22 protein-coding genes are annotated in these 26558 nt (G+C 61.0%); 16 read left to right on the top strand and 6 right to left on the bottom strand.

Features of this window, described 5'->3' with window-relative positions:
* The first annotated feature begins 5 nt into the window (after positions 1-5).
* The 4 genes from imuA (at position 6) to ASG35_RS31720 (ending at position 6299) form a co-directional block, all read left to right on the top strand.
* On the top strand, positions 6-713 hold the full coding sequence (gene imuA, locus ASG35_RS29880; protein ID WP_056366545.1) for a translesion DNA synthesis-associated protein ImuA: 708 nt from the start codon (positions 6-8) through the stop codon (positions 711-713).
* Positions 643-2133 carry a Y-family DNA polymerase gene (locus ASG35_RS29875; protein ID WP_056366544.1) on the top strand — a complete coding sequence of 497 codons (1491 nt, stop codon included), beginning with the start codon at positions 643-645 and terminating at the stop codon, positions 2131-2133. Before imuA ends, ASG35_RS29875 begins: the two co-directional genes overlap by 71 nt.
* Before the next feature lie 6 nt (positions 2134-2139).
* A complete protein-coding gene (locus ASG35_RS29870; protein WP_056366543.1) occupies positions 2140-5289 on the top strand; it encodes an error-prone DNA polymerase in 3150 nt (1049 codons plus the stop codon).
* 194 nt (positions 5290-5483) lie between these two features.
* Positions 5484-6299 (top strand): hypothetical protein, encoded by an 816-nt coding sequence (locus ASG35_RS31720; RefSeq protein WP_156393444.1) that lies wholly within the window; start codon positions 5484-5486, stop codon positions 6297-6299.
* A gap of 39 nt (positions 6300-6338) precedes the next feature.
* On the opposite strand, the gene ASG35_RS29855 is transcribed toward ASG35_RS31720, so the two are convergent.
* The 5 genes from ASG35_RS29855 to ASG35_RS29835 all read right to left on the bottom strand — a co-directional run bounded on the left by ASG35_RS29855 (position 6339) and on the right by ASG35_RS29835 (position 11466).
* Positions 6339-7763, bottom strand: a complete 1425-nt coding sequence (locus ASG35_RS29855; protein ID WP_056366536.1) for an amidohydrolase family protein — start codon at positions 7761-7763, stop codon at positions 6339-6341.
* Between the two features lie 10 nt (positions 7764-7773).
* Entirely contained in the window at positions 7774-8532 is a 759-nt protein-coding gene (locus ASG35_RS29850) for an ABC transporter permease (protein WP_056366951.1), read from the bottom strand.
* An 86-nt stretch (positions 8533-8618) separates the two neighbouring features.
* Positions 8619-9422, bottom strand: a complete 804-nt coding sequence (locus ASG35_RS29845) for an ABC transporter ATP-binding protein (protein ID WP_056366533.1) — start codon at positions 9420-9422, stop codon at positions 8619-8621.
* Positions 9419-10459, bottom strand: a complete 1041-nt coding sequence (locus ASG35_RS29840) for an aromatic ring-hydroxylating oxygenase subunit alpha (RefSeq protein WP_056366530.1) — start codon at positions 10457-10459, stop codon at positions 9419-9421. The genes ASG35_RS29845 and ASG35_RS29840 overlap by 4 nt, the downstream gene beginning before the upstream one ends.
* Before the next feature lie 26 nt (positions 10460-10485).
* Entirely contained in the window at positions 10486-11466 is a 981-nt protein-coding gene (locus ASG35_RS29835; protein WP_056366527.1) for an ABC transporter substrate-binding protein, read from the bottom strand.
* A 444-nt stretch (positions 11467-11910) separates the two neighbouring features.
* Here ASG35_RS29835 and ASG35_RS29830 point away from each other — a divergent pair, with 444 nt between their 5' ends.
* From ASG35_RS29830 to ASG35_RS29795, 8 genes are all read left to right on the top strand, one after another.
* The gene (locus ASG35_RS29830) at positions 11911-12933 is read left to right on the top strand and encodes a LacI family DNA-binding transcriptional regulator (RefSeq protein ID WP_056366950.1); all 1023 of its coding nucleotides are present in this window, start codon (positions 11911-11913) and stop codon (positions 12931-12933) included.
* Between the two features lie 357 nt (positions 12934-13290).
* The gene (locus ASG35_RS29825; RefSeq protein ID WP_056366524.1) at positions 13291-14235 is read left to right on the top strand and encodes a substrate-binding domain-containing protein; all 945 of its coding nucleotides are present in this window, start codon (positions 13291-13293) and stop codon (positions 14233-14235) included.
* 10 nt (positions 14236-14245) lie between these two features.
* Complete coding sequence (locus ASG35_RS29820; protein ID WP_056366521.1) at positions 14246-15034, top strand: ATP-binding cassette domain-containing protein; 789 nt, start codon at positions 14246-14248, stop codon at positions 15032-15034.
* 1 nt (position 15035) lies between these two features.
* Positions 15036-16037 (top strand): ABC transporter permease, encoded by a 1002-nt coding sequence (locus ASG35_RS29815; RefSeq protein ID WP_056366518.1) that lies wholly within the window; start codon positions 15036-15038, stop codon positions 16035-16037.
* Positions 16038-16040: 3 nt separating this feature from the next.
* Positions 16041-17126 (top strand): phosphotriesterase family protein, encoded by a 1086-nt coding sequence (locus tag ASG35_RS29810; protein WP_056366516.1) that lies wholly within the window; start codon positions 16041-16043, stop codon positions 17124-17126.
* A gap of 75 nt (positions 17127-17201) precedes the next feature.
* The gene (locus tag ASG35_RS29805) at positions 17202-17960 is read left to right on the top strand and encodes a glutamine amidotransferase (RefSeq protein ID WP_056366513.1); all 759 of its coding nucleotides are present in this window, start codon (positions 17202-17204) and stop codon (positions 17958-17960) included.
* Between the two features lie 88 nt (positions 17961-18048).
* Positions 18049-20487: a penicillin acylase family protein gene (locus tag ASG35_RS29800; protein ID WP_056366510.1), complete on the top strand. Its 2439-nt coding sequence runs from the start codon at positions 18049-18051 to the stop codon at positions 20485-20487.
* 183 nt (positions 20488-20670) lie between these two features.
* Entirely contained in the window at positions 20671-21150 is a 480-nt protein-coding gene (locus tag ASG35_RS29795) for a DUF2501 domain-containing protein (protein ID WP_056366508.1), read from the top strand.
* 89 nt (positions 21151-21239) lie between these two features.
* Here the strand turns inward: ASG35_RS29795 and ASG35_RS29790 are convergent, their stop codons facing one another.
* The gene (locus ASG35_RS29790; RefSeq protein WP_056366505.1) at positions 21240-23108 is read right to left on the bottom strand and encodes an ABC transporter ATP-binding protein; all 1869 of its coding nucleotides are present in this window, start codon (positions 23106-23108) and stop codon (positions 21240-21242) included.
* 478 nt (positions 23109-23586) lie between these two features.
* On the opposite strand from ASG35_RS29790, the gene ASG35_RS29785 reads away from it, so the two are divergent.
* The 4 genes from ASG35_RS29785 (at position 23587) to ASG35_RS29770 (ending at position 26557) form a co-directional block, all read left to right on the top strand.
* On the top strand, positions 23587-24171 hold the full coding sequence (locus tag ASG35_RS29785) for an RNA polymerase sigma factor (RefSeq protein WP_056366502.1): 585 nt from the start codon (positions 23587-23589) through the stop codon (positions 24169-24171).
* A complete protein-coding gene (locus ASG35_RS29780; protein ID WP_056366499.1) occupies positions 24168-24608 on the top strand; it encodes a hypothetical protein in 441 nt (146 codons plus the stop codon). Before ASG35_RS29785 ends, ASG35_RS29780 begins: the two co-directional genes overlap by 4 nt.
* A complete protein-coding gene (locus tag ASG35_RS29775) occupies positions 24605-25090 on the top strand; it encodes a periplasmic heavy metal sensor (protein ID WP_235527783.1) in 486 nt (161 codons plus the stop codon). The genes ASG35_RS29780 and ASG35_RS29775 overlap by 4 nt, the downstream gene beginning before the upstream one ends.
* A gap of 63 nt (positions 25091-25153) precedes the next feature.
* Complete coding sequence (locus tag ASG35_RS29770; protein WP_056366496.1) at positions 25154-26557, top strand: DUF1800 domain-containing protein; 1404 nt, start codon at positions 25154-25156, stop codon at positions 26555-26557.
* Position 26558 lies beyond the last annotated feature (1 nt).

The following is a 26558-nucleotide window of genomic DNA, read 5'->3' as shown; positions in this document are numbered from 1 at the left end:
TTGCCATGTCAGCCCTGCCTAAAAACGTCGAAGAGATTCACCCCGCCCTGTGGCGCGGGTCGCAACTCGCACGCTCGCACGGGCAGACGGTCGACACCGGCTACGCCATGCTCTCCGCCGAATTACCGGGCGGCGGCTGGCCGGTGGGAACGCTGATCGAGTTGCTGGTGCAGCAGCCGGGCGTGGGCGAAGTGAGACTGCTGCGCCCGGCGCTCGCTGCCGTGAGCAAACGCCCCATTGCGCTCGTGCAGCCGCCTCATATTCCGAACTCCCTTGCGTTCGCCTATCTCGGCGTGCCGCTCGACAAACTGCTCCGGCTGCGTGCGGCAAAAATGGCCGATGCCCTCTGGTCGGCCGAGCAGATTCTCAAGACCGGCAGTTGCGGCGCACTCGTTTTCTGGCAGCAACATATGCGCCCCGAGTCGCTGCGGCGGCTGCATCTGGCCGCGCAATCGTCTGAAACCCTGTTCCTGATGGTGCGCCCGCTTGCCTGCGCGCCGGATTCGTCGCCGGCTACGTTGCGGCTGGCGGTACGTCCGGCGGGCAGCGGCATTGTTGTCGATGTCATCAAGCGCAAAGGCCCGATCCGCGCCGAAAGACTGTCCGTCACCCTGCAACCTTCTCCCATTTTGCTGAGCCCTCATGCCCGTGTACGTCGGCATTCATCTACCGCGATTGTCGCTGGAAGTGTTCCGTCCACGCTGGTCGCGTAGGCCCGAGCACGGCTGCGTTGTCCTCGACCACGACAAGGTCCTGATCGTGGACCCGGCCGCGCGCGAGGCCGGCGTGCGCGTGGGCATGAAACGCGGCGGCGTGCTGACGTTGTCGCCCGACACGCTGATGTTCGAACGCGACCTGGTGAAGGAACAGGACGTGATGCGCGAGGCCGCTTTCTCGCTGATGAAATTCTCGCCCATGGTCGCCTTGTGCGACGAGGAAACCATCGTCATGGATGTGACGGCGAGCTTGCGGCTGTTCGGCGGCATCTTGAAGTTGTGTCAGCAGATGCGGGATATCGTCGGCGCAATCGGCCTCACCGCGCGCGTGAGTACGTCGCCTACGGGCCAGGGCGCGTGGCTGCTTGCCAAAGCTGCGGGCCGTGTCCATGTCAGACGGCGCGCGCTGAAAATGACGTCGCTCGAACGCAAGCTCGGCGCGCTGCCGTTTCAATCCGTGCAGGAAGTACGCGCGTTCGCGGACTGGTTCGCGGGGCTCGGCTGCAAGACCTTGAACGATATCCGGCGCCTGCCGCGCGCAGGCCTGAAAAAGCGTTGCGGCGTCGCGCTGCTCGATTCGCTGGATCGCGCATACGGCACCGCGCCCGAACTCTACGAATGGCTCGCCGTGCCGCCGGCGTTCAGCGCGCGTATCGAATTGCCGGATCGCATCGAAAATGCGGAAGCCATGCTGTTTTCCGCGCGCCGGCTGATCGTGCAAATGTGCGGCTGGCTGAGCACGCAGCAACTCGCGCTGACACATGCCACGCTCACGCTGGAACATGAGCGCGGGCGTAGCGCCATCGACCCGACGGTTATCCAGATCGCGCTCGCCGAGCCGACCTGGCACGAACATCATCTCGTGCGTCTGTTCAAGGAGCGGCTCGGGCGCACGGAACTCGTGGCGGCGGTTATCGCCATGCGGCTCGCCGCTGCAAAAATCCAGGCGGCCGAACCGCCGACCGAAACGCTTTTTCCCGAACCCGGCGGTTCGCCGGAGGACCATAACCGGCTGCTGGAATTGCTGGTTGCGCGGCTCGGGCCTGAGAACGTGCTGCGGGCGGCGCCGTCGTCGGATCATCGGCCGGAATGTGCGAACCGCTGGATTTCAGTCACCGACACGTCTCTTCCCGCCAAGCCCGAAGGCATGCCCCCGGATTTGCCGCGTCCTGCGTGGCTGCTCGAAAAGCCGTTGCAACTGATGATGAAAAATCATCGGCCGTTTTATGGCTCGCCGCTGAAAACGGTGTCGCCGGCTGAACGCATAGAAGCCGGATGGTTCGATAACAACCTGACCAGCCGCGATTATTTCGTCGCGCAGGCGAACGATCAAAGCTGCTACTGGATTTATCGGGAGCGGCCCGGCAGCGCGGAGGCCGACGATCCGCGCTGGTTTCTCCACGGCCTTTTTGGATGATGCGCCGTGGATACGACCTTCTCCACGCTGCCCGCGTATGCGGAGCTTTTTGCGTTTTCCAATTTCACATTTCTTCACGGTGCGTCGCGTGGAGAAGAGCTGGTCGCGCGCGCCAGGCAACTCGGTTATGCCGGCCTCGCGATCACCGACGAATGCTCGCTCGCGGGTGTCGTGCGCGCGCATGTGGAGGCGAAGAACCTCGACTTTCCGCTCGTGATCGGCTCGTATTTCAAGCTCGTCAACGCCGACCGGTCGCCGGCGTTCGGGCTTATCCTGCTGGCGCAGAACCGCGAGGGTTACGGCAATTTATCGGAGCTGATCACCATTGCGCGGATGCGTTCGAAGAAAGGCGAATACCTGCTCACGCCGAACGATCTCGCGCGCCCCGATAAAGAATTCGCCCATCTGCGCGGCATGCCGGATTGCCTCGCGATCCTCGTGCCCGATTTCCCCGCGAAAGAAGACGCGCTCGATGCCCAGGTCGAATGGCTCGACACCACCTTCCCGCAGCGCGCGTGGGTCGGTTTGACGCTGCATCAGCGCGCACTCGACGACATCCATAGAGGCACCGTCGAACATGTGGCCGCGCGTTACAAGGTACGTGTCGTCGCGACCGGCAACGTGGTAATGCACGTGCGATCGCGCAAGCCCTTGCAGGACACCATGACGGCTATCCGCATTGGCAAGCCTGTGTCCGAGTGCGGTTACGATCTTGCGCCGAATGCCGAGCAGCATCTGCGATCGCGGTTGCGGCTGGCGAATCTCTACCCCGAATACACGCTCGGCGAAACGCTGAACGTGCTCAAGCACTGCACGTTTTCACTCGATGAACTGCGCTACTTGTACCCCGACGAAATCATCCCGCCGGGTTATACGCACACGGCTTATTTGCGGCAGGAAACGTATACCGGCGCAAACCAGCGTTTCCCAAAGGGAATTCCGCATCAGGTTCAGGCCCAGATCGAACATGAACTCGAGTTGATCGAGCACATGAAATATGAGGCGTACTTTCTCACCGTGTATGACATCGTGCGTTTTGCGCGCAGCGAAAATATCCTGTGTCAGGGACGTGGGTCGGCGGCGAACTCGGCGGTCTGTTATTGCCTCGGCGTCACGGCCGTTGACCCGGCGCGCAGCACAATGCTCTTCGAGCGTTTCATCAGCAAGGATCGCGGGGAGCCGCCGGATATCGACGTCGATTTCGAGCATCAGCGGCGCGAGGAAGTGATCCAGTACATCTATCGGAAATATGGGCGGGACCGGACGGCGATTGCGGCGGCGGTATCCACGTACCGGCCGCGCGGCGCCTTGCGTGAAACGGGCAAGGCGCTGGGCGTCGATCCGCAAATTGTGGATCGCGTCGCGAAGTCGCACCAGTGGTTCGATAACAGCCAGGACTTGCTGCAGCGCTTCACGGAATCCGGGCTCGATCCGGCGAATCCGCTGATTCAGTCGTGGGCGTCGCTTGCCGCGCAATTGCTGAATTTTCCCCGGCATTTATCGCAGCATTCCGGCGGGTTTGTGATCAGCCGGGACAAACTCACGCGGCTGGTTCCGGTTGAAAATGCCGCGATGGTCGATCGCAGCGTCATTCAATGGGACAAGGACGATCTGGAAGCGCTCGGGCTTCTAAAAGTCGATGTCCTCGCGCTCGGCATGTTGTCCGCCATTCGACGCACACTCGATATTGTTTCGGAAAAGCGCGGCGAGCGGCTCGAAATGCACGACATTCCGCCTAAGGACAAAGCGACCTACGACATGATCTCGCGCGCGGACACCGTGGGCGTGTTCCAGATCGAATCGCGCGCGCAGATGTCGATGTTGCCGCGGCTCAAGCCGAAAGAATTCTATGACCTCGTGATCGAGGTTGCGATCGTGCGGCCGGGTCCGATTCAGGGCGGCGCGGTGCATCCGTATCTACGCCGGCGTCAGGGACTGGAGGAAGTCAAATATCCCAACGACAACCTGAAAGTCGCGCTCGAAAGAACCCTCGGCGTGCCGATCTTCCAGGAACAGGTCATGCAAATTGCGATGATCGCCGCCGGTTTCACAGCCGGTGAAGCCGATGCCTTGCGCCGCGCCATGGCCGCGTGGAAACGCAAGGGCGGCCTGGGAAAATACTACGACCGGATTGTGAACGGCATGATCGAGCGTGGTTATAAAAGGGAATTTGCAGAAGGCATATTCGAGCAGATCAAAGGCTTTGGCGAATACGGTTTTCCTGAGAGTCACGCAGCGAGTTTTGCGTTGCTCGTGTATGTCAGCAGTTGGTTGAAGTGTCATGAGCCCGCGGCATTTCTCGCCGCCATGCTCAATTCGCAGCCCATGGGTTTTTATGCTCCGTCGCAACTCGTTCAGGACGCGCGGCGACATGGCGTTGTCGTGCTTCCCGTCGATGTAACCATCAGCGGCTGGGACTCGGTGCTCGAGCGCGATGCTGCTGGCAACAAGACCGCAGTGCGAATGGGTTTGTCGCTGTTGCGGGGAATGCGTGACGGTTCGGCCGAGCGCATCGAGACCGCGCGGTCGGTGCGTCAGTTCGCAAGCGTCGGCGATCTTGCGCAACGGGCGCAGCTCGATCGGCACGATCTTCAGGTGCTCGCTGCGGCGAATGCGCTGACATCGCTGGCGGGAAACCGGCGGGAAGCGCTCTGGCAATCGGTTGCTGCCGTGCCCGACAAGGACATGCTGAACGACGCACGCGTGGAAGATGCAACGCCCATGCTCGGCGCGCCATCCGAAGCCGACGATATTGTCAGCGACTACAAGACGGTGGGTTTATCGCTTGGGCGCCATCCGCTTGAATTGCTGCGGGCGGAATTGCTTTTGCATCGATTGATGCCGGCGGCGACCTTGCACAATTATCGCAATGGCAAGCTCGCGCGTGGTTGCGGGCTGGTAACCGTGCGGCAGCGGCCGGGGACGGCGAAGGGCGTGATGTTCGTCACGCTGGAGGACGAGACGGGGAACGTGAATGTGATCGTGTGGCCGAGTCTGCTGGAAAGGCAGCGGCGCGAGGCGCTCGGCGCGACGCTGCTTGCGGTTTATGGCACCTGGCAGTGCGAGGGCGAAGTCAAGCATCTCGTCGCGCAAAGACTGGTGGACATGTCACACATGCTGGGCGGGTTGACGAGCGTCAGCCGGGATTTTCATTGAGGGTGGTTATTCCGCGGGTTTATTCAGTATCGGACTTCTCTTATTGACCGATAAATTCAACGCCCTATATTCGATGACCAGATCATAAGCAGCATCAGTGCGCAATAAGACTGCTCCGATCCTTATCGAATCGTCCGGCGTTTTAGCCCGTGGCGATTTCATTTATAGATCTGTAATCCTTAATAAACCCGTCAATGAAACAGTCCTTCGATTCAAGATTTAAACTCAGCGTGATCTCGATCACGCTCGCAAGCTCATTAATACTGGCAGCTTGCGGTGGTGGCGGTGGATCAGACTCAAGCGCATCACCGACTCCTACACCCACCCCTAAACCAACGCCTGCGCCCACACCAGCCATTTCAGACAACGTCTTTTTCTCTATGTCTCCGTCTGACGGCGTTATCACGACCATCAACAAAGCGGGTTATCTGCGGTCGACGGATATGAGCACCGCCAGTCAACCACTAAACATTGCTCTTGGCAGCACGCCAATGACAGGCACAGGTGCCTTGTCCACAGGGAACGGATGGTTGTCGGCCAACGGGTCCTTCATTCCGAGCACGGTTTCGTTGACTTTGAATTCCGATGCAACGACCTACACGCTAAAATCCCAAAGCTCGAACGGGCAGATCACAAACTCGAAACTGCAAGCATCTACTTACGTTATAACGCCGACGCTTGCCGCGCTTGCCGGCAATTTTGGAATCACCCCTTATTACCTCGTCACGGTGACCGGCGACACTTTCAGCGGACTGTTCGGTTACGAATGCGCATGGCGGGGTACATTAAGCTCGAACAGCAAAACGATCGACCTCACCCACGTGACATTCGAAAATACTAAAAACCCCACCGGCCTTGCATGTGCCCGTACCGGAAAAGAATACACCGGCACGGCCTTTTTAGAAGGTCCAAGCGTTGCCTATCCAAGAGGCACACTCGTCATTAATATAGATGACGGCGGCTCTGGCATGCCGACAATGAGCAAGCTCTATTACTTCATCCGACCGTAACGCCAACAAGGCGGCAGGAGGCGTCGCCAGGCGCGACGTCTACCCCACCTCCGCCAGCATCTCCCTGACCGCGTTTATCGATTCGCGTCTCAACGCCTGCAAATCGACGCCCTCGATAACATCCTCGCTGACGACCTTCCTGCCCGCCGAAAACAGCGCAGCCAATGAAGGCCGTCCGCCCGATGCAACCGGTCCTATCGCGGGATCGTGCAGGCCGAAGTAGCGTGGATCATCCAGCCGATACACTGCTACATCCGCCGAAAAACCCACCTTGATCCGCCCGACTTCCGGCAAGCCCAAAACGTTCGCGCCACCGGCCGTGCCCCAGTGCACGACTTCATCCACCGTCGCGGCATCCGCGCCGCCTTCAAAACTGCCACCCCGATAAACCGCCCGCGCCGCCATCCCGCGCCGCGCCCGTTGCGCGAGCCACGCCATGTGCACCTCGGAAATCATATCGGCGGCTTCATTCGATGCCGCGCCGTCCACGCCGATGGAGACCGGCACGCCCGCATCCGCCATCTCGCGGATCGGCGCAATGCCGCTGCCCAGGCGCCCGTTCGATTGCGGACAATGCGCGACACCCGTGCGCGTTTGCGCGAGCATCGCGATTTCGTCGGCGTCGAGCTTCACGAGATGCGCGTACCAGACATCGCTGCCGAGCCAGTCGTGCTCGCCGCAAAACGCGACCGGCGAACACCCGTGCATGGAATGCGCGCTGTCCTGATACGACACCGTCTCCGACAAATGGCTATGCAAACGCAAGCCGAGCCGACGCGCGACCGCCGCCGTTTGCCGCATTTCCGACGGTGAAACTGAGTACAAAACCGTGGTCGGCGCCATCACGACGCGGCGCATCGCTCGTGGCGATGCATCGTGATAAGTGGCTGCGAGCCGCTCGATATCGGCAACGTATGAATCGATGGATTCAGGCCGCAACGCACTCGGCAATTCCGCTTCCAGTTGCCGCGTTTTTGTCGCGCCGCCTCGCAGCAACACGAAACGCAAGCCGAGCTTTTCGGCTTCATCGAAGAGAATGGCCGAACTGTCGAATGGCATGCCCGGGTAATACACGTAGTTATGGTCGGCAATCGTGGTGCAGCCCGAGCGCATCAACTCGATCATCCCAATGCGCGCAGCGAGGCGGAAGCGCTTTTCATCGAACGATGCACGAAAGCGATACGGCGTCGCCGCCAGCCACGGCGTCAGCGACGCGTTGAGCCCGGCCGTATCGCCCTTGAGCAACGACTGAAACAGATGATGATGCGTGTTGACCCACGCCGGGTACACGACGCAATCCGTGGCGTCGACCACGGTCTCGCCGGCTTGCGGCGCAAGCGCGCCGATCGCCTGAATGATCTCGCCTTCCATGCGGATGTCGGGACCCGCCACGCGCGACGGATCATCAGGACTGCCTACGCCGCCGGTCATGATGGCCGCTGCATTTCGAATCAGAATACTCATGTCATTGCGCTCAAAGTTCGCTTTCGTGCCAGCCGCGCAGACCAACGCGCGACGCCCATGCCGTGATGCCGAACAGCACCACGCCCGTGACCGTGATCAGGAACAACGCAGCGAAGAGCCGCGGAATGTTCAACTGAAAACCTGCTTGCAGGATCTGATACGCGAGCCCCGCGCCGCTGCCGCCCGTGCCCGCCACGAACTCGGCCACCACCGCGCCGATCAGCGACAACCCGCTCGATATCCGCAAGCCGCCAAAAAAATACGGCAGCGCACTCGGGATGCGCAAACGCACGAGCGTCTGCCATCGTGTCGCGCGATTGATGCGGAACAGGTTGATCAGTCCCGGGTTCACGCTGCGCAGTCCAAGCGCCGTGTTCGAGATGATCGGGAACAAGGCAACAAGCGTAGCGCAGATCACAAGCGCGAAGGTCGTATCCTTCACCCAGATGATGATGAGCGGCGCGATCGCGACAATCGGCGTGACCTGCAAAAGAATTGCATACGGGAAAAAGCTCGCTTCGATCATCGGGCTTTGCACGAACAGCAAAGCAATGGTCACGCCAACGAGCGTGGCAAGCGCGAACGCAAGCAACGTGATCTCGAGCGTTGCCTCAAGCGCCGCGAACAACATGGGACCGTCCTTGAACAACTGCATCGCAATGTCATGCGGCGCGGGCACGAGATAAACCGGCACCTTGAACAACGCGCACCAGCACTCCCAAAGCAGCAGCATGACAATGCCTACAACCCACGGAGCCGCGGCTTTCATGGCTCCCGGGCGCTGCAACAGCGGTCGCCGCGGAGCTTTCGCGGTGCGCTTCACCGCGGTACGAGACGTAAGCGTCGGGCTGGCCATCATTGCACTCCCAAAGAGGTTCGATGTGCGTCGCTAATGAGATCGGAAAGCGTCTTGCAATGCTGCATGAAAGGCACGGATACGCGATACGCGTCGTCGCGCTCGGCCGGACCGTCGATCGCCACCTCGGCGATAACCCTGCCCGGCCGCGCCTGCATCACCACCACACGCTCCGACAGATACACCGACTCGTAAATGCTGTGCGTGACGAACACGACCGTCATGCCGCGCTTCTTCCACAGCGTGCGCAGATCGCTGTCGAGCTTGTTGCGCGTGAATTCGTCGAGCGCGCCGAAGGGTTCATCGAGCAGCAGCAGATCAGGCTCGGTAACGAGCGCACGCGCCAGCGACGCACGCATCTGCATGCCACCCGACAATTCGCGCGGACGCACTTTGCCGAAGTTTTCAAGGCCGACGTTTGCGAGCGCATCGGCGACACGCGCATCGGCTTCGCGCCCCGGCACGCCCGCGAGATCGAGCGGCAGACGCACGTTATCGGCGATGCTCGCCCAAGGCATCAGCGTTGCCTCCTGGAAGACCATCGACATGCGGCGGCCGCCGGATCCAACGGTATCGAAAGGCTGGTTCCACCAGCGCATATGTCCGTGCGTGGGTGTCTCGATACCCGCGAACATCTTCAGCAAGGTGCTTTTGCCGCAGCCAGAGGGTCCAAGCAGCGAGACAAAGTCACCTTGAGGAATCGTCAGCCTCACGTCTTCCAGCGCGACCGTGCCGTTTGCATAAATCTTGTCGACGCGCTGCACCGAGAGCGCAGCGGCGGCATCAAAGAGACCGGCGTTCATGCTTCATCCTCCGCCGCAATGCGGAACACTTCGCGCTCGCCATGTTCTTCGAGCAGGTTCAAGAGCATGCGGCGCATCAGCAGACCCGGCTGATCGGACGCCATGTGGCACTCCTGCTGACGGCGTATATCGATACACGCGTCATGGTCGGTCGCTTCCAGAATCTCGCGGTCTTCGTCGGTGATGGGACGGTCCCAGTCGATCAATTCCTGCGTGGAACACGCCTCTTCGCTGTCGTTCCTATAAAGCCATTGCACGAGCATCATGGTCTTGTCGTCGATAGGCGTCGCGCAGTTATAGATGATGTGATGCACGCTGCTCGCGGGATACATGCAGCCGAAGCGCCGCGAAAATGGCATGAACCAGCGGTTCACGAGATGCCGCTCGGTGACGTCGTCGGTCGTGCCCGTGATTCGAAAACTCGCTTGCGGATTGCGAATGGGCACATGCGTCTCCGCTTCGAAGCCCCATTCATTGGGACGAAATTCATACTTCGATGGCTTGGGACTTTCGAAGAGACCGAAGTTGGATTTATGCACGAAGCTGAAATGCGAATTGTCGAACGAGTTCTCCATCATGCGCAGCGGACTCGTATTCCATTGCTCGTAAAATTGCAGGATGCGCCTGTAACCCGGCGCGGATTCCTCGGGAAATTCGGGAATCGGTTGCAGCGGTTCTTCGAGCGCAACCCACGCGTAGCCGTAACGTTCTTCGCATTTGAATGATTCCACAACGGCCCGCGAAGGAATCTCGCCGCCCGCGTTCTGCGGGATCTTCACGCATTGCCCGGTGCAGTCATAGGTCCATCCGTGATAACCGCAGGCAATGTTGCCATCGGCATCCACGAAGCCTTTCGAGAGCTTGGCGGTTCTATGACAACACCGGTCGCGCAATGCATGCGGCTTGCCGCCCGCGCCTTTCCACAACACGATACCAACGCCGAGCAACGTGAACGGCTTGGGGCCATCGTCGAGATCCGACATGGGCATGATTGCGTACCAGAAGCGGCGCAGGACTTTTTGACGTGTAACCAGCATGATTCGATTCCCCTTATAAACGCCGCTTACGGCATGACCTTCGCGGTCTGGATGTACTGCAGCGTGTATGCGCTCTTGTAGTCGGTGCCGGCCTTCAGGAGCTTCGCGCCGACCATGTAGTCGTAGGTCTTTTTCCAGCGGGCATCGGTCATCGCGCCTATGCCGAGCGTGCCGGCATCGCCGCCCGTGACCAGCTTGAGCTTCTTCAGTTGCGCGACGCCGAATGCAAGCTGCGCGTCGGTCATCTCGGGATTGTCTTTCTTGATCAGCGCATTGCCCGGCGCGGGATTGGCGAGATAACTTTTCCAGCCTTCCATCGACGCCTTCACGAAACGCGCGGTGACATCGGGCCGGTCTGCAAGCGTCTTGCGCAAGCCGACGATGGTCGTGTTGTAGGGCGGATAACCATCGTCCGCGAAAAGGAAGAAGTGCGTTTTCACGTGAGCCTGATCCGCCTGGAATGTCTCCGATGACGGATACGCCTGCATCGCGACATTCGGGTCGACAAAGAACGGTTGCAGATTGAACGTGTAGGGACGCGTCTGGCTATCGGTGTAACCGTACTTGGATTTGAGCCACGGCCACCAGCTTGTCCTGCCCGCGCCCGCAACCAGGATTGTCTTGCCCTTGAGGTCGGCGAGATTTTTTACATCGTCGTGAACGAGCATGCCTTGCGGATCGAATTGAAACGATGCCGCCACCGTCGTGACCGGAATTCCCGCCTCCACGCTCGATAGAACCTGGAAGTCATAGCCAAGGATGAAATCCGCCTGTCCGCCCACGAGCAGTTGCATGCCATTGACTTGTGGACCGCCCATCTTGATGGTGACATCGAGCCCGGCCTGCTTGTAAAGCCCGGTTGCGAGCGCCTGATAAAACCCGCCGTGCTCGGCTTGTGCGTACCAGCTCGTAAGCACCGTGACGGAATCCGCGGCGTGAACGGTAGAACCGAAAATAGTGCTTGAAACAAGCACTGAAAGTTGAAAGAAGCGACGCAGGACACGCATTATTTTGACTCCGCGAGTGAACGTGGGGAGCCAGCTGCAACGCTCGAACGTGACCTTCAGGACCGATACACACAACAAGGGGAGATGTCGGGGCAACAACACGCACGCTCCTTGTTGAGCGAGATCGGACGATCCCGTTCAAACGTCGACGCTGGTCGACGTGGGCGCACGATGCGCCCCAAGAGCAATGCCCCATGCTGGTTGAAAACAGACGCACCAGACACTAGCCGCTTCTACTCTGCAATTATTCTAAGCGAGTTTTATGCCAATGGTTTTACGCGGCTTTGGCTCGATGAGCGCGTGATGCCAACGTGCACCACGCACCTGCGCGATGCGCATTCGCACCGGCAAAGTGCTCACGGATGTGGCAGCAGCGAACGACATTACAAACCCTCGCGTTACACTACGCCCGAACCCAGCGCCCAACCTGCGTGGAAACCCGAAGTGGCAAAAGTCTCTACCATTCGCGATGTTGCCGAACTGGCGGATGTATCGAAAGCGACCGTTTCGCGATACCTGAACGGTAGCCTCGTGCTTCCGCCGGACACGGCCAAACGCGTCGATGACGCCGTGCTCGCACTCAATTATCGACAGAACAGCCTTGCCCGGCGACTCAGCCTCGGAAGCAGCGAGACCATAGGTCTCGCCATGCCGGAAGTCGCGAACCCGTTTTTCGCGGAACTCGCCGATGCCGTGGAAGAAGCTGCATCGGCGAGTGGTTATGGCCTCGCGCTGTGCATCACGCGCAACAAACTCGAACGCGAGGCGCTTTATTTACGATGGCTCGACACACGCCATCTCGATGGCCTGATCTTCGCCACGAATCGTCCGGACGACGGATCGCTGAGAAAGCTGATGGGCGAGCGCGCGAACATCGTGCTCGTGGATGAAGACGTGCCGGGCGCGGATGTGCCGCGTGTTTTCGTCGACAACATCGAGGGCGGATATCAGGCAACGCGTCATCTACTCGATGCCGGCCACAAACGGATCGCGCACGTGACCGGTCCCGAAGCGCTCTTCACCGTGCAGGAGCGGCTGGCAGGATACAAACGCGCGCTTGCCGAAGCGCAAGTTCGCTTCGACCCGAAGCTTGTCTACTTCGGTTCATACGACCGCGCTTTTGGACGTGAGATCGGCACCAGGCTGATCGAAAGCGCGAAGCCGCCGACCGCGCTGTTCGCGACCAGCGACTACATTGCGGTCGGCGTGCTCGACGCTCTCCGCGAACGCGCGCTGAGCGTGCCGGACTATATGTCGATAGTCGGCTTCGACGACATGGAGTTCGGCAACCTCCTGATGCCCGCGATCACCACGGTGCGTCAGTCGGCGGCCGAACTCGGGCGCATGAGCGTGGCGCTGCTGGTATCGATGCTGACCGACAACGCGATGTCCCGTCCTCAGGTGCATCGGCTGCCGGTGCGGTTGATCGAGCGTGCGTCGGTTGCGCCGCCACGCGCGGGTTCATAGCGCTTGTCGGCAACCTCTTGAAGCGTTCACTATCAATTCCGGGTCACGCGGTTAAGCGGCCACGAGGTCTGCATCGCCCGCCTGAAGAACGGCTTCAGCCGTGTCAGCGTTGAAACCACCCGCCGCGATAATCACGCCCTTGTAGTGCTCCACGCCGCTCCAACCCTCCCCGTACTTTCCCGCATCTTTTTTTGAAAAGATTGACAGCCCAATACTCGCGGTTTAATTTTTATAAACCGGTTTACAAGCGGGTGGCGCAATGTCGGTTGCGCCCACGAAGTTTCCTTCAATTCCCCGGCCGCGCGGCTTTCAATGACCGTACAAAAAACGGCCGGATCAACCAGGAAAGGGGTTCCGATGAGCGCAGCATTGCATTTCCGCCGCATCACCGCCGTATTGCTGGGCGCGTCCTTGCTCGCCTTCGCGGGAGCCGCCGCGGCCGCCGGCAAAAAAATTGCCATGGTGCAGATCAACCAGGAGGCGCTCTTTTTCACGCAGATGGACCAGGGCGCGCAAGCCGCCGCGAAAGCCGCGGGCGCCGAACTCGCCATCTTCAATTCGAACAACGATCCGAGCGCGCAGAACAGCGCCATCGAAACGTATATCCAGCAGAAGGTCGACGCAATTCTCGTGGTTGCCATCGACGTGAACGGGATCAAACCTGCGATCACCGAAGCCAAGAAAGCGGGCATTCCGGTAGTGACCATCGACGCAGTCGTCGATGGCGACAACGCAGTGCAAGTCGGTGTGGATAACAAGAAGGTCGGCGAGGACATCGGTAAATACACGGCGAATTACATCAAGACAAACCTGGGCGGCAAGGCGAGCATCGGCGTGGTCGGCGCGCTCAACTCGTTCATCCAGAACGTGCGTCTCGACGGCTTCAAGGCGGGCATTGCGACGGTTCCGGGCGCGAAGATCGTTTCCACTGTCGATGGACAAAACGTGCAGGACACGGCGCAAACCGCCGCCGAAAACCTGATCTCCGCGAACCCGAATCTGCAGATCGTTTATGCAACCGGCGAACCCGCGTTGATTGGTTTGGTCGCGGCGACCTCGGCGCAAGATGCAACCAGCCGGGTGAAGATCGTCGGATGGGATTTGAGCGCGCAGGCCATCAAGGGAATCGATGCAGGTTTTGTCACGGCCGTCGTGCAGCAGGATCCTGAAACCGAAGGCCGCGTTGCCGTGAACTCGGCGCTGAAACTGATCAACAAGCAGCCGGTCGAAAAGAACATCTCCGTGCCGGTGACGATCGTGACGAAGGCGAACGTCGGCAAGTACCGCGCGGTGTTCAAGTAAGGAGAAGCCGATGCAAACCAATGCCGCCATCCCACGCGTACGCATGGAAAACATCACCAAGAGCTACGGCGCCGTGCAGTCGCTGCGCGGCGTCAACCTGCACGTCATGCCGGGCGAAGTGCTGGGTCTCGTCGGCGACAACGGCGCGGGTAAATCGACGGTATCGAAGGTATTGTCGGGCGCGGTGGTTCCGGACGGCGGCAGCATAGAAATCGATGGCAAGCCGGTTCATTTCACCGATCCCGGCGACGCTCGCGCGCATCACATCGAGATGGTTTATCAGGACCTGTCGCTGTGCAATACCGTCGATGTCGCCGGCAATCTGTTCCTTGGCCGCGAACCCATGCGACGCGTGTGCGGCGTGTCCGTGCTCGATCATCGAAAGATGCATCACGACGCGCGCGACATGCTGAACAATCTCGGCATTCGCATTCCGAACACGAAGCTCGACGTTGAAAACCTCTCGGGCGGGCAGCGTCAGGCCATCGCGATTTCGCGCGCGGTATCGTTCGATCCGAAAGTATTGATCATGGACGAACCCACCGCCGCGCTCGCGGTCGCCGAAGTCGAGGCGGTGCTCGACCTCGTGCGCACGATCAGCGCGCGTGGCGTGAGCGTGATCCTGATCAGTCATCGGCTGCAGGACCTGTTTCTGGTGTGCGACCGTATCAGCGTGATGTACGAAGGGCAGAACGTGGCGGACCGGAAGATCGGCGAAACGAATCTGGAAGAGATCGTCGATCTGATCGTCGGCCACAAGTTCAGCGCGCGCTCGGCGCGTGCGCTCGCGGAGAATTGACATGGAACTCGCCATGCACGACAAGTCCAAGGCGCCGCGGCTGCCGCTCAAACATATGCTCGGCCGCAATGCGGGCGTGGCGAGCATTGCAGCGTTTTTTATCGTCTGCGCCCTCGCCTTCACGTTCACCACGAACACGTTTCTCACGACCGGCAACCTGCTCAACGTGCTGCGCCAAAGCGCGCCGCTCCTGATCGTCGCCACGACAATGACGCTGGTCATCACAACGGGCGGCATTGATCTGTCGATCGGCTCGACGCTTGCGCTGGTCGGCGCGGTATCGGCGATTGCGTTGCGCGCGGGCGTGCCGGGCATTGTCGTGCTGCTCGGCGGTCTTTCGCTGGGCGCGATCATCGGCGCGATCAACGGGTACTTCATCGCGTTCGCGGGCATGCCGGCGTTTATCGTGACGCTCGGGACGCTGTCCGTTGTACGCGGCATTGCGTTGCTGATCACACAAGGTTTTTCCATACCGATAGAAAACGACGGGTGGTTCGTCGAACTCGGGCGTGGCCGCATTCTCGGCATGCCGACGCCCGCGGTGATCGCGATCGTCACCTTGCTGTGCGGCTTCGTCACGCTTCGGCATACGCGCTTCGGGCGCTACGTGACGGGCATTGGTACGAACGCGGAAGGCGTGCGTCGCGCGGGCGTCAACGTGCGCAGCGTGACCATGAAAGTGTATGTGCTGAGCGGCGCGGCAGCGGCGCTTGCCGGACTCATCACCACCGCGCGCCTGGGCAGCGGTTCATCGAATCAGGGCGTGGGCTTCGAGCTCGCGGTGATCGCCGCCGTCGTACTTGGCAGCACTGATCTGTTCGGCGGACGAGGGACGATTCTGGGCACGGTGCTCGGCGCATTGACCATCGCCGTGCTGGGCAACGGGCTGATCCTGATCAACGTCTCGCCGTTCTATACGCAGATCATTCAAGGCGCGATCATGCTGCTCGCCATCTGGCTCAACACGCGGATTTTTTCGCCGCAACGGCGCAAAAAGGCTTGAGCGATGAGTTCGATCTTTCGTCACAACGCCTCATTGCCAGTCGGAACGCGCAGCGGCCACGTAATGACCGTGCTCGGGCCGCTGCCGGTTTCGAAGATGGGCGTCACGCTGATGCACGAGCACATCTTGCTGGATGCATCGGGCAAATGGGTGCCGCCTGCCTGCTGCGGCGACAGGTTTATCGGCGAGCAGAAAGTGCATATCGGCATACTCGGCGCGCTGCGCATGAACCCGCTGATGAACCGCGACAACTGCCAGCTGTTCGACGCCGATATTGCCGTGGAAGAGCTCATGCGCTTTCGCGAACTCGGCGGCGAAACGGTGATCGATCCGACCAATCTCGGCCTTGGCCGCGATCCCGCCGCGCTGCAAAAGATTGCGCGGCGCACGGGCCTGAACATCGTGATGTCGACGGGGTTCTATCTCGAGCCTTCGCATCCGGATTACGTGAAGCACAAGTCCATCGATGAACTCGCTGCGCAACTGATTTTCGATGTCGGCGGCGCCGATGAAAAACCCGACGTGCTCGCGGGCATGATCGGCGAGATTGGTGTATCGGCGGCGTTCACCGCCAATGAAGAAAAATCGCTGCGCGCCGCCGCGCGCGCCAGCGCCGCTACGCAAGTGCCTTTGTCCGTGCATCTTCCAGGATGGGTGCGGCATGGGCATCGTGTGCTCGACATCGTGGAAGAGGAAGGCGCGGATCTGAACCACACGGTCCTGTGCCACATGAACCCGAGTCACATGGACGTCGAGTATCAGCATACGCTCGCCAAACGCGGCGCATGGCTCGAATACGACATGATCGGCATGGAGTATTTTTACGCCGATGAAAATGCGCAGTCACCATCCGACGAAGAGAACGCGCGCGCGATCAAGGCGTTGATCGACGCTGGTTTTATCGACCGGATTCTGATGTCGCAGGACGTGTTCATGAAGATCATGCTGACGCGCTTCGGCGGTCATGGCTACGGCTACATCCTCAAATATTTCGTGCCTCGTTTGCGGCGTCACGGCGTCACCAACGAACAGATCGAAACCATGATGATCACGAACCCGACGCGGGTTTTTTCGGCAGATAACCGATAACAAAACGATGTAGACCGGTTCCACCTGCGCTGCATTCCGCCGACACGGCGTGCCGCGCGTTCAAGGAGCAAACGCATGACCAAGTCTGTTCTGCTCGCCGGTGAAAGCTGGGCAAGCATGTCGATGCACGTCAAGGGCTTCGACCAGTTTCCGACCGCGACGTATCACAACGGCGCGACGATCTTTCTCGATATCTTCAAGGACAGCGAGTACAAGATCACGCATATGCCGAGTCACGAAGCGCAGGAAATGTTCCCTTCCACGCTCGAAGGCCTGCTTGCTTATGACGCGATCATCCTCTCGGATATTGGCGCGAATACGCTGTTGCTGCACCCGGACACGTGGATCAAGAGCGAGCGCACGCCGAACCGCTTGAAGCTCTTGCGCGATTATGTTGCGGCGGGCCGCGGCCTGATGATGATCGGCGGATATCTGAGTTTTCAGGGTATCAACGGCAGCGCGCGGTTCCGCAATACGCCAGTGGAAGAAGTGCTGCCCGTCACGTGTTTTCCCTACGATGACCGCGTGGAGGTTCCCGAAGGTTTCAACGCTGAAGTCGTCGCTTCGCATCCCGTGGTCGAAGGCCTTGGAACGCAATGGCCGCACTTGCTGGGTTACAACGAAGTGCAGCTCAAGCCGGATGCAACGTTGATTGCGTCGGTTCCTGAAACGGGACATCCGCTGCTCGTGGCCGGTTCGTATGGAAAAGGCCGCACGTTGGCTTGGACCAGCGACATGTCGAGTCACTGGCTGCCGCCTACGTTTTCCGCGTGGGAAGGCAACGCGCGACTGTGGACGAATTGCCTCGGCTGGCTTACATCGGACGAACACTGACCGGCGCGCTCCACGCCGTTGCAACACAGCCGTGCTATGGTTTTCGCCGTCTATCCGATCTTGACGGCGTTATTTCATACCACGCGCAATGAACCGTCCGAGCCACGCTCTCAAGAGACGCTTTTTCGTCTCGCTGACCGCTTTCATTTGTTTCCTGCTGCTGATAGTCGTGGTGGCGGGAATCGCAGGCTGGCTCGCTTTGCGCGGCAGCCTGGCGCAACTCGACGGCACGCTTGCAGCGCCGGCTTTGTCCGCGCAGGTCAGCATGGAACGCGACGCACTCGGCGTGCCGACCATCGAAGGCAGCAACCGCGATGACGTCGCGTTCGGCACCGGCTTCGTACACGCGCAGGATCGCTATTTCCAGATGGATCTGCTGCGCCGCGTCGCTGCCGGCGAGATGTCGGAGCTGGTCGGCCCCGGCGCGCTCGAACTGGACCGGCGCAACCGGCCGCATCGATTCCGCGAACGCGCGCGCAAGGCGTTCAATGCGCTGCCTGCCGCGCAGCGCCGGCTGATCGAGCATTACACGGCGGGCGTGAATGAGGGGCTTGAGGCGCTGGCGTCGCGTCCGTTCGAATACTGGGTGCTGCGTACGCCGCCCGCTCCGTGGCGCGCGGAAGACACGCTGCTGGCGGTGTACGCCATGTACTTCGACCTTCAATCCGATGAAGTCCGCCATATCCTGTCGCGCGCCGCGTTGCGCGAACGCGTGCCGGCCGACGTGTTCGCATTCCTGCTCCCCGCAACGAGCCATTGGGACGCGCCGTTCGACGTCGCCACGGCGTCCGGCGAGCAACTTCCCATACCGCCTGCAACGCGTCCGGACTGGCTGCGGTCATCGAAGGACTCGAAGGACTCCCGGCACAGCAGCACCGCCATCACGGATTCGATGATCGGCAGCAACGGATGGGCAGTCGATGCCGCCCACAGCGTGCATGGCGGCGCAATCCTCGCGAGCGACATGCATCTCGGGTTATCGTTGCCGAACATCTGGTACAGGATGTCGTTGACGTGGCCCAAAGCCGATGGCCAACCGCGCCACATCACGGGCGTCAGTCTGCCCGGTGCGCCGCTGGTGATCGCCGGGAGCAACGGTCAGATTGCGTGGGGTTTCACGAACAGCTATGGCCGTTTCATCGATCTGATTGCGTTGCAGCGCGATCCCGCCGATCCGCTCGCATATCGCGTGGCAGGCGGCAAGTGGGCGCATGCAACCGTTGTTCATGAACGCATTCTGGTCAAGGGCGAAGCGCCCGTGGACTTGCCGGTCGTCGAAACGCAATGGGGTCCGCGGATCGTCGTGGATTCGAAAGCCTTCGCGCTGCGCTGGACCGCGCACGATCCCGAAGCCGTCAACCTGAACCTTCAGCAACTCGAAGACGCCACGAACGTCGCGGACGCGCTTCACGCCGCGCAAATCAGCGGCATTCCCACGCAGAACTTCATGGTCGCGGATTCGCGCGGCGAGATTGGCTGGACGCTGGCCGGACCGCTGCCCATCCGCGATACCGCCGCCGACCCATCCACGGGAGCGCTCAGCGACCTGCCGTTCGATTCGGCGACGTACCGCGGATGGCAGGGTTATCTCGCCCCAAGTGCCTACCCGTCGCGCATCAGCCCGCCGCTTGGGCGGCTCTGGAGCGCGAACAACCGCACGTTGCCGCTCGACCAGGCCGCAATCGCGGGCGATGCCGGCGCCGACCTCGGCGCGCGTGCATCGCAGATTCGCGATGATTTGTTCGCGCTGCCGCACGCCACCGAGCGCGACATGCTCGCAATCCAGACCGACGACCGCGCGCGATGGATCGAAGTCTGGCGCGGCATCGCCCTTTCGGCGCTGGATGCAAACGCGCTGAAAAATCATCCGCAGCGCGCGGAGTTTCGTCGGCTGGTCGAGACTTGGAACGGCCGTGCAGATGTCGATGCAAGCGGCTATCGCCTCGTGCGCGCGTTCTACTTTTCTCTCTACGATGCCTGGTTCGGACAACTCGACATGGACCTCGCCGCAGCGGGTCCCCGGCTCGGCTTTCGCGCGGCGAGTTCGCGTTACAACGCCGTGATGGAAGCGCTCGCCGCGCACCGCGCGTGGATGCCGGATGGATTTGCCGACTGGCGCGCTTTCGTGCTCGACCGGATCGACCACGCGATCGCGCAACTGCCGCCAGAAACGCATCTCGCCGATGCAACCTGGGGCGAGCGTAACCGCGCGGTTATCGAGCATCCGTTTGCACGGCTCGTGCCGGCGTGGCTTCCGTGGGTGCGCGGATGGCTCGGCGCACCGCACGACGCGCTGCCAGGCGACTTCAACATGCCGCGCGTGCAGGCGCAGTCTTTCGGCGCATCGGAGCGCATGATCGTCTCGCCGGGACGCGAGCAGGACGGCATCTTCGAGATGCCCGGCGGTCAGTCAGGCAACCCGCTGTCGCCCTATTTCCTGGCGGGACACGAAGCCTGGGTACGCGGCGATACAACGCCGTTCTTGCCCGGAAAAACGCAGCATCGGCTGCTGCTGATGCAACATTAGAAACCGCGCCCGCCTTTACTTCGGACTATGTAATTGACTATCCGGAAGCGTCTCGCGGAACCAATGCATCGATTACATCCTCTGAACCCTGCGTGAGCGCAAACAAGCCGCGATCCAATCCGGCTTCGCACGCGAAAGGCACTATATTAGAGGTTCGTTTTTTGTTATCCGAAGGAGTACCGCATGAAAATCCGCACAACCCGAAACACCATTGCAGGCATAGCAATCGCGCTGTCATTGCCTTTGTTATCGATGTCCGCCGCGAACGCGCAGCTTGGCAACCTGCTCAAGGGAGGCGGCGGTTCCGACGGTTCATCGAGCGGACTCAGCAGCCTGGGCAGCATGGGCAGCGCGCTCACCGGGCAATCAGTGACATCGGGCAGCACCAGCAACGTGGCGGGCGTGCTGCAGTTCTGCATCAAGAACAATTATGTCAACGCCAACAGCGCGTCGACGGTCAAGGATTCGTTGATGAGCAAGCTGGGCGGCACGTCGGCGGCATCGCAGGACAGCGGTTATACCGACGGCGCGAACGGCCTGCTGAAAAGCAGCAACGGCAAGCAAGTCGACCTGAGCGGCGGCGGCTTGAAAGAACAGGTCACCAAGCAGGTTTGCGACAAGATCCTCTCGCAAGGGAAATCGTTGATCGGCATGGGTCAGTAAGCTATGTAAGCTTGAATTCGCTGATGTCTCGGCGGCAAAAAAAACGGTCCCGAATATGAAATTTCGGGACCGTTTTTTCTTGGCTTACATTATTTGCCCAACGCCAGCTCTGCGTCGCCAATATAACCACTCGCTTTCTTCACGAGCGCGGGTTCATCGAACTCTTTGATCGAGCCGAGCGCCTGCCGTTCATACAGCCGCCGATACAAACCGTTGTCGATCTGAATTAGCTTGTCGTGGCTGCCTTCTTCGGCAATGCGGCCTTTATCGAGCACAAGCAGCCGGTCGAGCGCCCGCACCGTCGAAAGCCGGTGCGCCACCACCAGCGTGGTCCGGCCGATCATCAGCCGTTCCATGGCTTGCTGGATCAGCATTTCGCTTTCGCTATCGAGACTCGACGTTGCTTCGTCCAGGATCAGCACGGGTGCATCTGCGAGAAACGCCCGCGCGATCGCCACGCGCTGGCGCTCACCGCCCGACAACTTGATGCCGCGCTCGCCCACCGGCGTGTCGTAACCCTGCGGCAACCTGGCGATGAAATCATGCGCGCTCGCAAGCCTTGCCGCACGTTCGATTTCCGCGTGCGTCGCGCCGGGCTTCGCATAAGCAATGTTCTCCGCAAGCGACCGATGAAACAACACCGGCTCCTGTTGCACGATCGCAATCTGACCACGCAGTGACGCTTGCCGTACATCGGCAATATTCTGCCCGTCGATAGTAATCTTCCCGCCCGAGACGTCGTAAAGACGCTGGATAAGCTTGATCAGCGTAGTCTTGCCCGAGCCCGAATGTCCAACCAGCCCGACGCGCTCACCCGACGCAATATGCACCGAGAAATCGTCGTAAAGCGGCGTGGTGTGCCCGTCATAGCAAAACGTCACGTGGTCGAAACGAATCTCGCCCTTGCTGATCGCAATGGGCCCGGCGCCCGGCTTGTCTTCAATACCGAGCGGCTGCGCCTCGAGCGAAACAAGTTCTTCCATGTCGTTCACCGAACGCTGCAGGTTGCGCACATGCATGCCGATTTCGCGCAAATAACCTTGGAGCATGAAGAACATGGTGAGCGTGAACGTAATGTCGCCAACGCTGGCCTTGCCGGCATTCCAAAGCAGCAACGCCGCGCCCAGAATGGCCACCTGCATGAGCACCAGCATGCCGCCCTGCACACCGCCGTTGATCGTGCCGCGCGCCCACGTGCGCTTCGTGCGGTGCCGCCACTTGCCGATCACGCGCGCAAGCCGCGCCTCTTCACGCGTTTCCGCGCCGAAGGCCTTCACCACGGTATTGCAACTCACCGCGTCCGCGAGCGCGCCGCCCATGCGCGTATCCCACGCGTTGCCGAGCCGCGCGGCCGGCGCCACGAATCCCAATGACAACGCCACCGTCACGCCGATATAAACCAGCGACCCGATGCCAACCACCACGCCCATCACGGCCCAGTGCGCGCCGAGCAGCGCGGTTGCGCCGACCAACATGACGACCGAAGGCAACAGCGCGATCAACAATGTGTCGTTGAGCAAGTCGAGCGCCCACATGCCGCGCGTGATCTTGCGCACGGTCGATCCGGCGAAGCTGTTGCCATGCCAGTCGGTGGAAAAGCGCTGCACGCGATGAAACGCGTCGGCGGCTATTTCGCTCATCATCCGCAACGTCAGCGCAATGATGTTCATGTACACGAGCTGGCGCAAAAGCGTCGCGCTCAAGCCCAGCGCAGCGAGCGCGCAGAACGCGGTGATCGCAGCCTCCCAGGCGAGCGCCTTGCCGGTGGCGCCGGCCGCGAGTGCATCGACGAGACGTCCCGCGAAAAGCGGCGTCAGCACGTCGGCAAGCGCCGCGAGCAACGCGAGCGCGACGATTGCGACGATCCGCCAAGGCTGTTTGCCCCAGTGAACCACGGTGAAACCGAGAACGTCCTTGAACGCCCGGCCGCCGAAATCGAGTTTTTTTGTATAGGCCATTTGCCACAGCTCGAGGCGCGAAACGCCGCGAAGCTATCCAGTCAAAATGAAAATAGAGCGACAGCCAGAGCGCGCCTGAAGCGAAAGGCGCACTAGTCAAGAACTGTCTGGAATTGGCGCGGGCTTGAGTGCCTGCGCGGACGGCGACTCAGTGATGTCGCGGCGTCGGGGAAAAGACAGCGCAAGGGAGAGCGATAGCCATTGGGTACATATGGTGCCTCCCTTTGAGAGATGAACTGCGATGAAGGATTGAACTCGAGGGTCCAACTGAGTCCCGATTTTATCAGGCGTATGCGATCCTTGCCAACACCCGCGACGAACTTTCGGCCGGGTCGTCCAGTCCGTGAAAAATTTAAAATTACGCGACGGATTTTCGATGCGCGGACGTTTAACGATTCGAAAAGACATCAACGTACGCAGTGCGCCAGGCTCGCTGACGAGCGCCGGCTGTCCAACATGTAGGGCGAGATTCAGCACATTGAACGAAGAAGATCCGGACGCGCGCCTCTTGGCCCGCATAGACGACGAGGAACCCGGCGCAGTTCGCGAGATGGTCGCGCGCAAGCTGCCGCGCCTGCTCGCGCTCGCAACCCGCATGCTGGGCGACCGTGACGAGGCGAGCGACGTGGCGCAGGAGGTGTTCATCCGCATCTGGAAGCAGGCGTCGAGCTGGCAGCGCGGGAATGCGCGCTTCGATACGTGGTTGCATCGCGTGGCGCTGAATCTTTGTTATGACCGCTTGCGCCGCCGCCATGAAGAGCCGCTGGGCGATGACATGCCGGAGCCCGCCGATCATGCGCCGCTGCCGGAAGATCAACTCGACGATACCGCCCGCGGCGAGCGCGTCGCCGTAGCGCTCGCCGCGCTGCCGGCGCGCCAGCGCGAAGCATTGGTGCTGCAGTACTACCAGGAATTATCGAATATTGAAGCCGCTGCCGTGATGGGCATCAGCGTCGACGCGCTGGAAAGCCTGCTCGCGCGAGCGCGCCGCAGCTTGCGCGGCCATCTTGCCGCCGAGCGCAACGACCGCGGCATGCACGTATCTGGAAAGGAACGCCGATGACCCCCGAACGTTTTCGCCGCCTCACCGAGGTCTACGGCGCAATGCCCGAGCATTGGCCGGAAGCCGAACGCGCCGCAGCGCAGGCGCTGATCGCGCAACGCGATCCGGAATCGCTGGCCGCACTCGCCGACGCCAGTTCGCTCGATATGTTGTTATCCGCGCATGGCGTTGCCGCGCCGAGAAACGATCTGATACGGCGCATCGTGGAATCGTCGCCGGAAGGATCTTCAGCGATAAAACCGGCGTGGAAAAAACCGAACTGGTGGCTTTCAGGCGTGGGTTTTGTCGGCGCGGGCGTGGCAGGAATTGCCGCTGGCGTCCTGGTCATTTCGCTGACTACTTCTTTCTCGGGCTCGGCCGGTCAGCCCAGTTTCTTCGATCAAACCGGTGAAAGCACCGTTTTCAGCAGCAACACGTCCGACTGGAGCGATCAATGACCATGCCGGATACCAAACCCAAGACCAAGCTCAAGACGCTGTTTATCGTATCGGCGGTGCTCAATATTTTCTTGCTCGGCACGATCGGCGGCGGCACGTATCGGTGGATGGAAAAGCAGAAAGCCGATGCAATCGCGCAGCAGCGCGGCCTGCGTTTCGCCGCCGCCGAATTGCCTCAGGAACGCCGCGATCAGCTACGCGACGCGCTCAAGCAAACGCGCCGCGAAAGCCTGCCGCTGATTCTCGACGCACGATCGGGCCGGATCGACATTGTGCAGGCGCTGCAATCGCCGCAGTTCGATCGCGCCACGCTCGATGCCGCCCTCGCCCGCACGCGTGACGCCGACATGGCCGTGCGTGCGCGCGTGGAACGCACCGTGGCTGATTTCGCTGCAACGCTTACCGCCGACGAACGGCTGAAACTCGTCGATGCATTGCAGCGTCATGGACCGCTGCACGTGGGTCCCGCGCCGAAAAAATAATGCGACGGATTCACGCGTATCGCAGCGTTCAAGCAACATGAAAATTCCTATTCTGGGGATCCCATGACAGACGTCACACCCGCTGCGATCGCGATGAATCGCTTCGGACTCGGCGCCCGTGCAGGCGAAACGGCGCCCGCCGATCCGAAACAATGGCTCGCGGCGCAGCTCACCGGCGCGACATATCAGCCGGTGCCGCCCGCGCTTGCAAATCAGCCATCGAGCAGCGTGCTCGCCGCGGATTTCGCCGAGCGTCAGAGCGCGATCCGCGCAACCGGCGCCGACGATAAAAAGGGCGTGCGCAAAACCTACAACGAGAAACTGCGCGATACGTATCGCGCCGCCGTCAACGCACGCTTCACGAGCGCGTTGCAGACGCAGGCACCGTTCGTGGAACGGCTGGTGGCGTTCTGGGCGAACCACTTTGCGGTATCGGTGGAGAAACCCGCCGTTGCCATGCTCGCCGGGTCATTCGAAACCGAAGCCATCCGTCCGCATGTGCTGGGCCGCTTCGAGGACATGCTGGTCGCCGCCGAACGTCATCCGGCCATGCAGATTTTTCTGGACCAGGCGCGCTCGGTGGGTCCCGACAGTCCTGCTGCCGAGCGCGCCGCCGCGCGTCATCCGGAGAACAAACCCGGCCTCAACGAGAACCTCGCGCGCGAGATCATGGAACTGCACACGCTCGGCGTGCGCAGCGGGTACGCGCAGGACGATGTGACGGAATTCGCGCGGGCGTTGACGGGCTGGAGTATTGGAGGGATGGGCGGAATGGGCGGCGGTGCGCGCCGCAACGACGCCGCGCCCGGACAATTCGTATTTCGCGCGCCGCAGCACGAGCCGGGAACGCGCACGATCATGGGCCGCCAATACGATCAACCCGGCGAGCAACAGGCGCTTGCCGTGCTGCACGATCTGGCCGCGTCGCCGGCGACGGCGCAGCATATCGCCGGAAAACTCGCTCGGCATTTTGTCGCCGATAACCCGCCGCAATCGCTCGTAGAACGGCTCGCCGGCGTATTCAGCGCAACGAACGGTGACCTTCCGAGCGTGTATCAGGTGCTGATCGATTCGCCGGAAGCGTGGGCGCCCGTCGATGCCAAGTTCAAGACGCCATGGGACTGGACCGTGTCGGCAATGCGAGGTCTCGGTCATGACAATCCAGGCAACATGCAGATCGCGCCCTTGCTCACGCAGCTTGGCCAGCCGGTATGGCGCCCGGGTTCTCCCGCCGGTTACGACGATATCGCCGCGAGCTGGGCCGCGCCCGATGCGCTCGTGCGCCGCGTGGAGATAGCGCAGCGTCTCGCAGCGCGCGTGGGCGATACGCTCGACGCCCGCACGCTCGGCAACCAGCTGCTTGCAGGATCGCTGAGCGATGCTACGGCATCCGAACTATCTCGCGCCGAGAGCGCACCGACCGCGCTTGCGCTTCTGCTTGTTTCCCCCGATTTTCAAAGGAGATGAC

Source organism: Burkholderia sp. Leaf177, from assembly GCF_001424345.1.
GTDB lineage: Bacteria > Pseudomonadota > Gammaproteobacteria > Burkholderiales > Burkholderiaceae > Caballeronia.
This window is presented reverse-complemented; position numbering and strand designations above follow the sequence as displayed.

Coding starts and splice junctions, on each gene's coding strand:
- imuA (WP_056366545.1), top strand. CDS start 6: ATGTCAGCCCTGCCTAAAAACGTCGAAGAGATTCACCCCGCCCTGTGG.
- ASG35_RS29875 (WP_056366544.1), top strand. CDS start 643: ATGCCCGTGTACGTCGGCATTCATCTACCGCGATTGTCGCTGGAAGTG.
- ASG35_RS31720 (WP_156393444.1), top strand. CDS start 5,484: ATGAAACAGTCCTTCGATTCAAGATTTAAACTCAGCGTGATCTCGATC.
- ASG35_RS29855 (WP_056366536.1), bottom strand. CDS start 7,763: ATGAGTATTCTGATTCGAAATGCAGCGGCCATCATGACCGGCGGCGTA.
- ASG35_RS29850 (WP_056366951.1), bottom strand. CDS start 8,532: ATGAAAGCCGCGGCTCCGTGGGTTGTAGGCATTGTCATGCTGCTGCTT.
- ASG35_RS29845 (WP_056366533.1), bottom strand. CDS start 9,422: ATGAACGCCGGTCTCTTTGATGCCGCCGCTGCGCTCTCGGTGCAGCGC.
- ASG35_RS29840 (WP_056366530.1), bottom strand. CDS start 10,459: ATGCTGGTTACACGTCAAAAAGTCCTGCGCCGCTTCTGGTACGCAATC.
- ASG35_RS29835 (WP_056366527.1), bottom strand. CDS start 11,466: ATGCGTGTCCTGCGTCGCTTCTTTCAACTTTCAGTGCTTGTTTCAAGC.
- ASG35_RS29825 (WP_056366524.1), top strand. CDS start 13,291: ATGAGCGCAGCATTGCATTTCCGCCGCATCACCGCCGTATTGCTGGGC.
- ASG35_RS29820 (WP_056366521.1), top strand. CDS start 14,246: ATGCAAACCAATGCCGCCATCCCACGCGTACGCATGGAAAACATCACC.
- ASG35_RS29815 (WP_056366518.1), top strand. CDS start 15,036: ATGGAACTCGCCATGCACGACAAGTCCAAGGCGCCGCGGCTGCCGCTC.
- ASG35_RS29810 (WP_056366516.1), top strand. CDS start 16,041: ATGAGTTCGATCTTTCGTCACAACGCCTCATTGCCAGTCGGAACGCGC.
- ASG35_RS29805 (WP_056366513.1), top strand. CDS start 17,202: ATGACCAAGTCTGTTCTGCTCGCCGGTGAAAGCTGGGCAAGCATGTCG.
- ASG35_RS29800 (WP_056366510.1), top strand. CDS start 18,049: ATGAACCGTCCGAGCCACGCTCTCAAGAGACGCTTTTTCGTCTCGCTG.
- ASG35_RS29795 (WP_056366508.1), top strand. CDS start 20,671: ATGAAAATCCGCACAACCCGAAACACCATTGCAGGCATAGCAATCGCG.
- ASG35_RS29790 (WP_056366505.1), bottom strand. CDS start 23,108: ATGGCCTATACAAAAAAACTCGATTTCGGCGGCCGGGCGTTCAAGGAC.
- ASG35_RS29780 (WP_056366499.1), top strand. CDS start 24,168: ATGACCCCCGAACGTTTTCGCCGCCTCACCGAGGTCTACGGCGCAATG.
- ASG35_RS29775 (WP_235527783.1), top strand. CDS start 24,605: ATGACCATGCCGGATACCAAACCCAAGACCAAGCTCAAGACGCTGTTT.
- ASG35_RS29770 (WP_056366496.1), top strand. CDS start 25,154: ATGACAGACGTCACACCCGCTGCGATCGCGATGAATCGCTTCGGACTC.